At 60.6% G+C, this 12,137-nt stretch carries 12 protein-coding genes; 10 read left to right on the top strand and 2 right to left on the bottom strand.

Features of this window, described 5'->3' with window-relative positions:
• Nucleotides 1–61 precede the first annotated feature (61 nt).
• Both I2I01_RS06095 and I2I01_RS06090 read left to right on the top strand, forming a co-directional pair.
• Nucleotides 62–1,459, top strand: coding sequence for a UDP-N-acetylmuramate--L-alanine ligase (locus tag I2I01_RS06095; RefSeq protein ID WP_211537837.1), 1,398 nt, complete (start codon nt 62–64; stop codon nt 1,457–1,459).
• Between the two features lie 2 nt (nt 1,460–1,461).
• On the top strand, nt 1,462–2,163 hold the full coding sequence (locus tag I2I01_RS06090) for an alpha/beta fold hydrolase (protein ID WP_196285509.1): 702 nt from the start codon (nt 1,462–1,464) through the stop codon (nt 2,161–2,163).
• Nucleotides 2,164–2,299: 136 nt separating this feature from the next.
• Here I2I01_RS06090 and I2I01_RS06085 read toward each other — a convergent pair whose 3' ends face one another.
• The gene (locus I2I01_RS06085; RefSeq protein WP_196285508.1) at nt 2,300–2,854 is read right to left on the bottom strand and encodes a hypothetical protein; all 555 of its coding nucleotides are present in this window, start codon (nt 2,852–2,854) and stop codon (nt 2,300–2,302) included.
• Between the two features lie 73 nt (nt 2,855–2,927).
• The gene (locus I2I01_RS06080) at nt 2,928–3,725 is read right to left on the bottom strand and encodes a M48 family metallopeptidase (protein ID WP_196285507.1); all 798 of its coding nucleotides are present in this window, start codon (nt 3,723–3,725) and stop codon (nt 2,928–2,930) included.
• Between the two features lie 187 nt (nt 3,726–3,912).
• On the opposite strand from I2I01_RS06080, the gene I2I01_RS06075 reads away from it, so the two are divergent.
• The 8 genes from I2I01_RS06075 (at nt 3,913) to I2I01_RS06040 (ending at nt 12,058) form a co-directional block, all read left to right on the top strand.
• A complete protein-coding gene (locus tag I2I01_RS06075) occupies nt 3,913–4,527 on the top strand; it encodes a fumarylacetoacetate hydrolase family protein (RefSeq protein ID WP_196285506.1) in 615 nt (204 codons plus the stop codon).
• 137 nt (nt 4,528–4,664) lie between these two features.
• On the top strand, nt 4,665–6,668 hold the full coding sequence (locus I2I01_RS06070) for a M23 family metallopeptidase (protein WP_196285505.1): 2,004 nt from the start codon (nt 4,665–4,667) through the stop codon (nt 6,666–6,668).
• A 167-nt stretch (nt 6,669–6,835) separates the two neighbouring features.
• Entirely contained in the window at nt 6,836–7,285 is a 450-nt protein-coding gene (gene bcp / locus I2I01_RS06065; protein ID WP_196285504.1) for a thioredoxin-dependent thiol peroxidase, read from the top strand.
• A gap of 156 nt (nt 7,286–7,441) precedes the next feature.
• Nucleotides 7,442–8,329, top strand: a complete 888-nt coding sequence (locus I2I01_RS06060) for a transketolase (RefSeq protein ID WP_196285503.1) — start codon at nt 7,442–7,444, stop codon at nt 8,327–8,329.
• A 246-nt stretch (nt 8,330–8,575) separates the two neighbouring features.
• Entirely contained in the window at nt 8,576–9,856 is a 1,281-nt protein-coding gene (locus tag I2I01_RS06055) for a vWA domain-containing protein (protein WP_211537836.1), read from the top strand.
• An 8-nt stretch (nt 9,857–9,864) separates the two neighbouring features.
• Entirely contained in the window at nt 9,865–10,503 is a 639-nt protein-coding gene (locus I2I01_RS06050) for a GldL-related protein (protein WP_196285501.1), read from the top strand.
• Nucleotides 10,504–10,546: 43 nt separating this feature from the next.
• Nucleotides 10,547–11,503 (top strand): transketolase family protein, encoded by a 957-nt coding sequence (locus I2I01_RS06045; protein WP_196285500.1) that lies wholly within the window; start codon nt 10,547–10,549, stop codon nt 11,501–11,503.
• Between the two features lie 174 nt (nt 11,504–11,677).
• Complete coding sequence (locus I2I01_RS06040; protein WP_196285499.1) at nt 11,678–12,058, top strand: hypothetical protein; 381 nt, start codon at nt 11,678–11,680, stop codon at nt 12,056–12,058.
• The last annotated feature ends 79 nt before the right edge of the window (nt 12,059–12,137 follow it).

Raw genomic sequence — 12,137 nt, 5'->3', positions numbered from 1 at the left:
ATACCCGGTTACGGCGCTTCCTGACTGACAACGAGCAACTGACAATTAACAACTACCTGATTTGGCTTCCGATACGCTTTTTCCGCAAACTGCTGCGCCGCAACGCATCCACCTCATTGCCGTGGGCGGCAGCATCATGCACAACCTGGCCCTGGCCTTGCACCGCCAGGGCGCCCGCGTGACGGGCTCCGACGACGAAATTTTTGAGCCCGCCCGCGGCCGCCTCGCCGCTGCCGGCCTGCTGCCCGCCCAAGAGGGCTGGGACGCCGAGAGCATTACGCCCGACCTCGATGCCGTGATTGTGGGCATGCACGCCCGCTCCGACAACCCCGAGCTGCGCCGCGCCCAGGAACTGGGGTTGAAGGTGTATTCCTTCCCCGAGTACATCTACGAGGCCAGCCGCGACAAGCAGCGCATCGTCATTGGCGGCTCGCACGGCAAAACCAGCATCACGGCCTGCATTCTGCACGTGCTGCGCTACCACGGCCGGCAGTTCGACTACGCCGTGGGCGCTCAGCTGGCCGGTTTCGATTTGATGGTGCAGCTCACCGACGCGCCCATCATCATCATCGAGGGCGACGAATACCTGTCATCGCCGGTAGACCGCCGGCCTAAGTTTCACCTCTACCAGCACCACATCGGCGTGATTTCGGGCATCAGCTGGGACCACATCAACGTGTTTCCGACCGAGGAAATCTACCGTGAGCAGTTCCGCATCTTCGCCGACATGACGCCCAAAGCCGGCGTGCTCATCTACGACCGCGACGACGAGCAGGTGCAGCTGGTGAGCGTGCCCACCAACCCCGACGTCACCTACATCGGCTACGGCCCGCACGAGCACGTCATTCGCAACGGCAAAACCTTCCTCATTAACAAGAAAGACGAGGAGGTGCCCATTCAGGTATTTGGCGAGCACAACCTGCGCAACATCTCGGCTGCCAAGGAGGTGTGCAAGCAGCTGGGCATCAAAGGCAAGGACTTCTTCAAAGCTGTGGCCTCATTCCCCGGCGCCGCCCGGCGCTTGGAGCTGGTGAAGGAAGGCACCACGTCGGTGGTGTACAAGGACTTTGCCCACGCACCCAGCAAGCTCAAGGCCACTGCCACGGCCCTCAAAAAGCAGTATCCGCAGCGCCGCCTGGTGGCCTGCCTGGAGCTGCACACCTTCAGCAGCCTCAACCCCGATTTCCTGCCGCAGTACGCGCACTGCTTCGATGCGCCCGACGTGGCGGTGGTGTATTTCAACCCCCACGTGCTGGAGCACAAGCGCCTGCCGCCGCTGGCCGCCGCCACCGTGGCCGAAGCCTTCCAGCGTCCCGACATCAAAGTCATTACCGACAGCGCCGAGCTGGCCACCTTCCTGCGCGCGCAGCAATGGGCCAATGCCAACCTGCTGCTTATGTCGTCGGGCACATTCGATGGGCTGGACCTGGCGGCGCTAGCCACCGAAATCACGGGCTGAGCATGAAACCGACGCTGCTATTGTTGCACGGCGCCCTGGGCAGCCCCGCCACGCTGGAGCCACTGGCCGAGCTGCTGGCGGCCGATTTTACAGTGAAAACCTTCGCCTTCGCCGGCCACGGCGGGCGCGAGGTGCACCCGGAGACGTTCGCGCTGCCGCAGTTTGCGCAGGAGGTTTTGGCGTTTTTGCAAGCGCACGAAACCGGGCCGGCGCACGTGTTTGGCTACAGCATGGGTGGCTACGCGGCGCTGCTGGCAGCCCGGCAGGAGCCGGCGCGGTTTGCCGGCATCACCACGCTGGGCACCAAGCTGGACTGGTCGCCGGAAAGCGCAGCGGCCGAAACCCGCTTCCTCGACCCCGAGAAGATGCAAGCCAAAGTGCCTGCCTTTGCCGAGCAGCTGCGCCAACGCCACGCGCCCGCCGACTGGACTGCCGTGGTGCGCGCCACCGCCAGCCTGATGACGGCTGCCGGCGCCCAACCGCCGCTGGCCGCCGCTGACTTTGCCGCCCTGCATGTGCCCGTGCAGGTACTGATGGGCGACGGCGACCTGACGCCCGAAAGGGGAGACGCCAGCCGCCAGCTAGCCGAGCAGCTGCCCCAAATGCAATACGCGGTGCTGCCCAACACCCCGCATCCCATCGAACGGGTCAACATTCCGGACTTAGCAAATCGGATTCGCACTTTTGCTTGGGCTCATTCCTGAAAACCAGCCAATAAAAAAGCCCGCTACTCAGCGGGCTTTTTTGGTGTTTTGGAGGCTTGCATGCGGGGCCGGTCGGTGGTGATGAGGACGGCCAGGGCGGTTAGGGCGGCGCGAAGCAGCCATTTGCCGGTGGTGCTCATTTGTTGGCAAACAGTTCGTTGTTGGGTTCCACCTTCAGGTCGCAGTGGCTGCCGGGGTAGCTTTCGGTGCAGTTGGTGCCCACAATGCGGCCGTTTTCGAAGCTGAAATAGCACGCCGGGCAGCCCACGCTGGTGATGGTGTAGCGCTCGGCCGAAGGGCGGAGGTAGTACGTGTTGTCGCCGCCGCTGGTGAGCGGCAGGGCCATGGCCCGAAACGTACCCCCGCGCAAGCCCATGCCAATGAGGTAGTAGGTAACCGGCGCCCCCGCGATGCCGGGAGCCTTGCGCACTTGAATTTTATCGACCACCGTGCCGTCGTTGAACTGGCGGATGAACGCCCGGGCCATCTCGCTGCGCGGCGTCTTGTACTCGGTGGTGGTGTCGGTGAAATGCACAATCTGCCGGCTCTCGGGCTTGGCAATTACCTCGCCTCTTATCCGGTTGGGGCTGCCGAACTCGTTGGTGGCCGTCTTCGTGCTTTCGCACGACATCGCCAGCATCACCAGCAAGCTCAGCAAGCCCAATCCAAGCAGACGAGGGAGAAATTTCATGGGTTAGTGATTAGTGGTTAACGATGAGTGACTGGCGGTTGCGCTCACCACTAATCGTTAGCCATTAACTGAATTAGCGGGCCGTGTAGTATTTGCGCGCCTCGGGCAGCTCGCGCTGAATGTCGGCGATGCGCGTGCCGTTGGAGGGGTGCGTGGAGAGGAACTCGGGCGGGGAAGCCTGGTTTTCGCGGGCGTCCATGCGCTGCCAGAACGTGATGGCGCCGTCGGGGTTGTAGCCGGCCATGGCCATGAAAATCAGACCCAGGTGGTCGGCTTCCGATTCCTGGTTGCGGCCGTATTTCAGCAAGCCCAGTTGCGAGCCCACGCCAAACGCCTGCAGGGCCAGTTGCTGGGTAGCCGGCGCGTTGGTGGACAGCGCCGCCGACAACGCTTGTCCGCCGAGTTGCTGCACCAGGCCCTGGCTCATGCGCTCGGAACCGTGCTTGGCCACGGCGTGCGCAATTTCGTGCGACATTACCACGGCCAGGCCATTTTCATCCTGCGTGATGGGCAGGATGCCGGTGTACACGGCCACCTTGCCGCCGGGCATGCACCAGGCATTCTGCTGCTTGTCGTCCTGAATGACGTTGAATTCCCATTGGTAGCCGGCTAGCTGGTCGGACGCATTTTGCTGGCGGAAATAGGTTTCCACAGCGCTTTGGATGCGTTGGCCCACGCGGCGCACCATGGCCACATCCTGCGAGTTGTTCGACAGCGGGCCTTTGGCAATAACTTCGCGGTACTGCGTGGCGGCCAGTGAGTTGATTTCGGAGTCGCTCACGAGGCTGAGCTGACGGCGGCCCGTGATGGGCACCGTAGAGCAGGCGGCCACAAAGGCCAGGCTGGCTACAAGGGTGAGTTTTTTGAACATAGCTAGGAGGGAAAAGAGAAAACAGCCACGCCGCAAGGCAGCGCGTTTGGTTGGCGGCTATACGGCAGGCGGGCGGGTAAATGTTTTCGGGCGCGCTTGAGCGGCCGAAAAACTGCCCGACGGGTTGCCGCAAGCCGGCCGAAGGCCGTAGTTTTGACTTCCTTCCCCGCCTCCCGAGCCTCCTTCCATGAAAATCATCTGCATCGGCCGCAACTACGCCGACCACATTGCCGAGCTGCAAAACGAGGTGCCCAGCGCGCCCGTCATTTTCCTCAAGCCCGAAACAGCGCTGCTGCAGCGCGGCCAGCCATTCTTCCTGCCCGAGTTTTCGCAGGATATTCACCACGAACTGGAACTGGTGCTGCGTGTGAGCAAAAACGGCCGCCACATTGAGGAGCAATTCGCCCATACCTACTTCGACGCCATTGGCCTGGGCATCGACTTCACGGCCCGCGACCTGCAGAGCGAGCTCAAGAAAAAAGGCCTGCCCTGGGAGCTGGCCAAAGCCTTCGACGGCTCGGCCCCCATTTCGCCCACGTTCAAGCCGGTGAGCGAATTCGCTGATTTGGCCAACATCAACTTCCACCTCGAAGTGAACGGCGAAACCCGCCAGACCGGCAATTCCAGCCTGATGCTGCACCCGTTTGCCAAAATCATCAGCTTCGTGTCGAAATACATTTCGCTGAAAATGGGCGATTTGATTTTTACTGGCACCCCCGCCGGCGTGGCCGCCGTAAAGCTAGGCGACCAGCTGACCGGCTACCTGGAAGGGGAGAAGCTGCTGGAGCTGAACGTGAAGTAGGGAAGTGGTGTGTTTTGAATATAGCCCGTCATGCTGAGCGCAGCCGAAGCATCACTACCGCAGCAGTAAATAATTGCATTGCGCGGTAGAGATGCTTCGGCTGCGCTCAGCATGACGTTCTTTTGATTACTGAGATTTTGAAGAATAAAGCGAAGTTGATAATCGGACTGGCGCTGGCCCTTGCGGCCGGGGCGGCCAGCCGAGTAGGAGGGCAGGAAGCCGATACCGCCGACCGCGACCGCCACACCGTGAGCGAGCTGCTGCGTGCCGGCCGCCCCACCGTGGCGCCGGGCTATTTTATGTTTCCGATTGCGCCTGGCAAGCCCAATTTCCTGGCCGGTAGCATGGGCGAGCTGCGGCCCAACCACTTCCACGGCGGGCTCGACATCAAGACCGGCGGCGGGGTGAACCAGCCCGTGTACGCGGCGGCCGACGGCTACGTGTCGCGCCTGAAGCAGTCGTCGTTTGGCTACGGTAACGTGCTTTACATCACCCACCCGAACGGCACGACGACGGTATACGGGCACCTGAACGAGTTCAAGGGTGCATTTGCCGCCGAGCTGCTGCGGCGGCAGTACGAGAAGCAGAGCTACGAACTGGAAGCCTTTTTTGAGAAGGACAAGTACCCCGTGAAGCGCGGCGAGCTTGTGGCGCTGAGCGGCAACACCGGCGGCTCGGCGGGTCCGCACCTGCACTGGGAAGTGCGCGACGCCCAGGACCGGCAGTACAACCCGCTGCAGTGGGGTGGCTTCCCGGAAATTCAGGACCACCTAGGGCCGGTGTTGCAGGCGTTTGCGGTGGAGCCGCTGGGCATTGAGGCGCGGGTGAAGAACGTGTTTGCCAAAGCCCTGTTTGTGCCCAAGCTGCAGCCGGCGCCGGGCGCCACCACCACTTGGGCCGATACCATCAGCGCCTATGGCACGGTGGGGCTGCTGGTGCAGGGCTTCGATAGGTTTGACAATGCCTGGAACAAAAACGGCATTCAGCGGGTGACGATGACGGTGAACGGGCAGCCGTTTTACCAGCACAACATCGACGCCATTCCCTTCCCTACAGGCACCCGGCAGGTGGGCAACTTCGTCGATTTCCTGTACCAGAACACCCAGGGTCGCACCCTGCAAAAGCTGTGGGTGGACGAGGGCAACGACCTGGCGATGTACACCACCGGCCCCACCAAGGGCCGATTGAACGTGGAAGCCGGCAAGGTTTACAACATCGACATCACGCTGGCCGACTCCTACAACAACCAAACGCCCGTGCACCTGGTCATTCGCGGCGAGCAGCCCGCGTACTTCAAAACCCGCTCGGCTGCCGTGAAGCGCCCGGCCCTGCGCTTCGAGGTGACGCGCAACCTGCTGAAGGCCGTGGTGGCCGACCCCAGCGCCGACTCGGTGGGCGCCAACCTGACGCTGCTGCGCGGCAACCGCCGCCTCGAAGTGAAGCCCAGCTACACGCAGAACAGCGAAAACGTGTACCTCTACGACCTGCGCGCCGGCCTGCCCGATTCCATCCGATTCGGCAGCATCACCAAGAAATTTGACCGGCAGGTGATGATTCCGGCCGGTAAGGAAACCAGCTACGCCACCAACCACCTCAACCTGGTGTTCGGCCCCGAAACGCTGTTTGGCAACCTCTATTTGAGCACGAGCTTCAAGCCCGAGGCCACCGGCAGCGGCTTCTGGACGGTGGGCTCGCCGCTGCAGCCGCTCTACCACACGGCCGTGCTCACCCTCAAGCCCGCCACCCCGCCCGCCGACCCGCGCCGCACGGCCATCTACTCGGCCACGGCCAGCGGCGCCCGTGCCTACCTAGGCGGCGTGTGGGACGACAAAGGCCAGATTACGGCCAATATCCGTCAGTTTGCCTCCTACCGCATTCTGCGCGACACTACCGCGCCGCGTGGCAGCCTCATTGGGCGCGCCGGGGGACAGCTGTCCTTTTCGGTGGGCGACGACATGTCGGGCCTGGCCAGCTACCGCCTGCTCATCGGCGGCAAATTCCGCATGCTCCGCTACGAGCACAAGAAGGCCCTGCTTTTCACCGTGGCTTCGGATACGCTGGGCCCGCGCCTGCACGGCCCCGCCGAGCTGCACCTCACCGACCAAGCCGGCAACGAGCGGGTGATTCCGCTGAGCTTGTAGCCCCAGCTTTGGCTTGCGCAAAAAGAACGTTATGCCGAGCGCAGCCGAGGCATCTCGCGTGCACTAGTGACTCAATCGATTGGATTGCGTTGCGTACGCGAGATGCCTCGGCTGCGCTCGGCATGACGTTCTTTTGTGTTCAAATAAAAATTAATACTTAAACGCCCATGCTTCCCCAACCCGGCCAGCCCGCTCCCGATTTCACCGCCCAGGACCAGGACGGCAACACCGTCAGCCTGCACGACTTCCGCGGCCAGAAAGTGGCCCTTTATTTCTACCCCAAAGACGACACGCCCGGCTGCACCGCCCAGGCCTGCAACCTGCGCGACCACCAGGAGGAGCTAAAAGCCGGCAACATTCAGGTTATCGGCGTGAGCATCGACAACGAGGCCGTCCACCAAAAATTCGCCCTGAAGTACGACCTGCCGTTCCCGCTGCTGGTTGATACTGAAAAGAAAATCGTGGAGGCGTACGGCGTGTGGCAGGAAAAGAAAAACTACGGCAAAACCTACATGGGCACCGTGCGCACCACGTTTCTGATTGACGAAAACGGCGTGATTGAGAAGGTGATTAAGAAAGTAGACACCAAGGAACACGCCGCCCAGCTGCTGAAGTAGTGGCGGGGCAGGCGGGCTTCTGCCGTTTCCGATTAGGGGAGCCCCGGGCCTGCGCTATCGGGACCGTTTGCAATAGGCACCCCGCGAAAAACGCCTGTTTCCCCATTGCCTCGTGTGCTACCTTTACCCTCAACGAAACCAATTTCACCCGAACTAATGGCCGATACCACCACCCCGAAAACCGTCGAAAAGCCCGAAAAAAGCAACGAGGAGCTCAAGGAAATTGCCACCCAGGTGCGCCGCGACATCGTGCGCATGGTGCACGCCGTGAACTCGGGCCACCCCGGCGGCTCGCTGGGCATCACCGACTTGCTGGTGGCGCTCTACTTCAAGGTGATGAAGCACCACCCCGAGCCCTTCGACATGGACGGCAAGGACCAGGACTTGTTTTTCCTCTCAAACGGCCACACCTCGGCTACCATGTATTCGTGCCTGGCGCGCTCGGGCTACTTCCCGGTGAGCGAGCTGGCCACCTTCCGCAAAATCAACTCGCGCCTGCAGGGCCACCCCACCACCCACGAGGGCCTGCCGGGCATCCGGGTGGCCTCGGGCTCGCTGGGCCAGGGCCTGAGCGTGGCCTGCGGCGCCGCCCAGGCCAAAAAGCTCAATGGCGACAAGCAGCGCGTATTCGTGCTGATGGGCGACGGCGAGTTGGAAGAAGGTCAGAACTGGGAGGCGGCCCTCTACGCCGCCCACCACAAAATCGACAACCTGATTGCCATCGTGGACCGCAACGGCCAGCAGATTGACGGCTCGACCGACCAAATCGGCGGCCTCGGCGACATCGGCGCCAAGTTCAAGGCCTTCGGCTGGCAGGTGTTTGAGGGCGACGGCAACCACTTCGATGCCCTGCTGCCCATGCTCGAAAATTGCGTGGCCGCCACCGGCAAAGCCAAGCCCATCATGTTTGTGATGGACACGAAAATGGGCTTCGGCGTCGACTTCATGATGGACGGCCACAAGTGGCACGGCGTGGCTCCGAACGACCAGCAACTGGCCGAAGCCCTCGACCAGCTGAAAGTGGGCACCGAAGGGGATTACTAAGGCTTTTCGATGCGGTATTGTCTAGAAGTAACGCCTCACCCCCTGACCCCCTCTCCGATGGAGAGGGGGCACCGGTTATGCTCCGTGCAGAATCGTCAGGCTCCCCCTCTCTATGGGAGAGGGGGCCGGGGGGGGAGGCGCCACGTCTGGGCAGTACTGTTATTCCTCGCGCTCCTAAGTAGCCAAACCGCCCACGCCCAGAACGCCGCACCCGAGAAGCCCAAAGTCACCCGCATTCTGTTTCTTTTGGATGCCTCGGGCTCGATGATGGCGCCCTGGGAAGGGCAGCCGCGCTGGAACGTGGCCAAGCGCATGCTTAGCAAGATGGTGGACTCGCTCAACGCCTACCCCAACCTAGAGCTGGGTTTGCGCGTGTACGGCCACCAGTTTCCGAATGCTGACAAGAACTGCCAGGACTCGCGCCTGGAAGTGCCCTTTGCCCCGCGCAACGCCAAGGCCATTAAGGACAAGCTGACCACGCTCAAGGCCCAGGGCAACACGCCCATCACCTACTCGCTGGAGCAGTCGGCCAACGACTTCCCGATGGATAAGACCTCGCGCAACGTGCTGCTGCTGATTACCGACGGCCTCGAATCGTGCAACCGCGACCCCTGCGCGGCTTCCATTGCCCTGCAGCGCAAGCACGTTTTCCTCAAGCCTTTCGTCATTGGCATTGGGGCTGAGCGAGACTTCGGCAAGCAGCTCGAATGCCTGGGCCAGTATTACAACGCCGCCGAGGTGAAAACCTTCCGCACGGTGATGGACGACGTCATTGCCCAAACGCTGAGCAAAACCACCGTCTCGGTGAACCTGACCGATGCCAACGGCAAGCCCGTGGAAACGAACGTCAACATGACCTTCGTGAACAACGTGACCGAGCAGCCCGAGTACAACTACGTGCACTACCGCGACGCCCAGGGCAAGCCCGACGTGCTCGACATCGACGCCCTGCAGAGCTACGACCTTGTGATAAACACCGTGCCGCCTGTGCGCCAGGCCAACCTGCCCATCAAGCCCGGCAAGGCCAACGTCTTCACCTTCAAAACGCCGCAGGGCACCCTCTGGCTGCAAAACCCGCCCCTCACGCCCAACCCCTACGGCACCATTCGGGCGGTGGTGCGCAGCCAGGCGGGCGCCACCGTCACGGCCGGCACTTTCGGCACCCGCCAGAAGCTGCTGGCCGGCAACTACGAAGTGGAAGCCCTCACGCTGCCCCGCACCGTGCGCCGCCTCACCATCAAACAAGGTCAGGAATACACCTTCACGTACGCCGCACCCGGTACGCTAAACATCACGTCGGACTTAAAAGGCTACGGCAGCATTTATGAGCTGAACGACGACGAGTCGCAGACTTGGATTTACGACCTGCCCTACGGCGGCAGCAGCAAAGTGAACCTGCCCATGCAGCCGGGCGCCTACCGTTTGGTGTTCCGCACCAGCAACAGCACCGGTAGCAAGTTTACGGACGTGCGCAACTTCACCATCCGCAGCGGGCAAACAACCTCGGTGGCCATTTTTGGGAAGTAGCTTAGACCATGAAGTCAAGCATGCAAAAGTCATTTCTATTTGATACGCTGCTGCCCAAGCTCCATATAGTAGCTTGGGTTGTAGCCATTCTGGGCTTTGTTGCTAAATGGACGCAATTGGAAGGAGGAAGTACAGCGCTCATTGTTGGCCTGGCTACTCTTAGTCTGGTCTATTTTCTGACGGCCTATGCCCCGTCTCGCATTCCTGAGGACGATTCGTCAGCAAAAAGCTACCCAAGACAGGATACGCAGATTGGGGAGTCTTCAAAACCGGCTTCATTTCTGGTTGACATATTGTTACCCAAACTCATCAACATGAGCAGCGCGGTTCTGCTGGTTGGCATGCTATTCAAACTGATGTCTTGGAACGGCAGTCAGACGATGCTAATAGTAGGAGAGGGCACGCTTTTTACCGCCGTCATTCTCCTGTTGCTTAACCAGCGCATAAACGTGCGAGCCCTCGTGTTGGCCGCATTGGGTGGCCTGCTGATGTACACTTCGGCCGATGACCTGGTGCGCCAGTTTCATCGTGACGACCCGGTGCTGGTCGAGAAAATGATTTACCGCAACCACCACCCGCACGACCGCGCCGCCAATGAGGCCGTTCGGCAGTACCTGTGGCATAAACAGGATAAACGCTACAACTAATTCGCAACGCTAGGCCTGCAAGGCCCCTAAACCTTACTTCTCCATGAAAGACTTCCCCTACACCGAATCGAAAGACACCCGCAGCGGCTTCGGCGCGGGCCTGGCCGAGCTGGGCAAAACCAACCCCAACGTGGTGGCCCTTTGCGCCGACCTCACCGGCTCGCTCAAAATGGACGCCTTCAAGAAGGAAAACCCCGACCGGTTTTTCCAGGTGGGCATCGCCGAGGCCAATATGATGGGCGTGGCCGCGGGCATGACCATTGGCGGCAAAATCCCCTTCACGGGGACCTTTGCCAACTTCAGCACCGGCCGCGTGTATGACCAGATTCGTCAGAGCATTGCTTACTCGGATAAGAACGTGAAAATTTGCGCCTCGCACGCCGGCCTCACGCTGGGCGAAGACGGCGCCACCCACCAGATTCTGGAAGACCTGGGCATGATGAAAATGCTGCCTGGCATGACCGTCATCAACCCCTGCGACTACAACCAGACGAAGGCCGCCACCATCGCCATTGCCGAGCACCACGGCCCGGTGTACCTGCGTTTCGGCCGCCCCGTGGTGCCCAACTTCACGCCCGTCGACCAGAAGTTTGAAATCGGCAAAGCCTGGACTCTGAACGAAGGTACCGACGTGAGCATCTTCGCCACCGGCCACCTCGTGTGGAAAGCCGTGCTGGCCGGCAAGCTGCTGGCCGAGAAAGGCATCAACGCTGAAATCATCAACATCCACACCATCAAGCCGCTCGATGACGAGGCCATCCTCGCCTCGGTGCGCAAAACCCGCTGCGTGGTGACGGCCGAAGAGCACCAGATGAACGGTGGCCTCGGCGACAGCATCGCCCAACTGCTGGCCCGCGAGGAGCCCCTGCCCCTGGAAATGGTGGCCGTGCACGACAGCTTCGGCGAAAGCGGCACCCCCGACCAGCTGATGGAGAAATACAAGCTGAACGAAGCCGCCATCGTAGCCGCCGTGGAGGCCGTGATGAAGCGGAAGAAATAAGCTTTCGAGGACAGTAAGTAGTGAAAAAAGACCCTCAGCCGCGTGGCTGAGGGTCTTTTTTATAAATTATTATTGAGCGAAGAATAAATAGCAAAGCAAATTTTGAAGCGCCTCACTTTCAACTTGTGATGGTTGGCATTTACTTGCAGGCGGCATAAAAAGCCGTGAAAGAATATGAAAAAGCAACTCTTAATCACAGGAATTAGCTGCGCTTTGCTTAGCGTGATTTCGGCCAGACTAACAGCGCAAACACCTCAGGCACTCATGCCTAAAATGGGTAAATACGGTTGTACGGCCAGCAAATACAGGGGAGGTTCTTACGAGTACATTCCTCACGGCTCGTTTACGCTAAATGCCGATGGTACTTATTTCTACTCCGGTTTTGAGAAGCCCAGCAAGGGCAAATACACCGTGGACCAAAGCGGGAATTTGTTGTTTACGGGTGGGTATCTGGACCATGGCAAAGCCGAAAAGATAGACCGGCCCGACAAGTTTTTCTTGGTGTTTCCAACCATTCCGGATAACCGCTGGACTTGCTCTTATGTGGGGAAATAACCGCCATTTTCCCGCTACGGAGTTGCCGATGACGTAGAGTGATTAGCCGTTTTCCAACAACGGCAAGGCCCCGCAACTG

It is taken from the genome of Hymenobacter properus (genome assembly GCF_015694735.1).
Taxonomy (GTDB): Bacteria; Bacteroidota; Bacteroidia; order Cytophagales; family Hymenobacteraceae; genus Hymenobacter; species Hymenobacter properus.
The sequence above is the reverse complement of the archived record's forward strand: the minus strand, read 5'-3'. Positions and strand labels throughout refer to the sequence as shown.

Coding starts and splice junctions, on each gene's coding strand:
- I2I01_RS06090 (WP_196285509.1), top strand. CDS start 1,462: ATGAAACCGACGCTGCTATTGTTGCACGGCGCCCTGGGCAGCCCCGCC.
- I2I01_RS06085 (WP_196285508.1), bottom strand. CDS start 2,854: ATGAAATTTCTCCCTCGTCTGCTTGGATTGGGCTTGCTGAGCTTGCTG.
- I2I01_RS06080 (WP_196285507.1), bottom strand. CDS start 3,725: ATGTTCAAAAAACTCACCCTTGTAGCCAGCCTGGCCTTTGTGGCCGCC.
- I2I01_RS06075 (WP_196285506.1), top strand. CDS start 3,913: ATGAAAATCATCTGCATCGGCCGCAACTACGCCGACCACATTGCCGAG.
- bcp (WP_196285504.1), top strand. CDS start 6,836: ATGCTTCCCCAACCCGGCCAGCCCGCTCCCGATTTCACCGCCCAGGAC.
- I2I01_RS06060 (WP_196285503.1), top strand. CDS start 7,442: ATGGCCGATACCACCACCCCGAAAACCGTCGAAAAGCCCGAAAAAAGC.
- I2I01_RS06050 (WP_196285501.1), top strand. CDS start 9,865: ATGAAGTCAAGCATGCAAAAGTCATTTCTATTTGATACGCTGCTGCCC.
- I2I01_RS06045 (WP_196285500.1), top strand. CDS start 10,547: ATGAAAGACTTCCCCTACACCGAATCGAAAGACACCCGCAGCGGCTTC.
- I2I01_RS06040 (WP_196285499.1), top strand. CDS start 11,678: ATGAAAAAGCAACTCTTAATCACAGGAATTAGCTGCGCTTTGCTTAGC.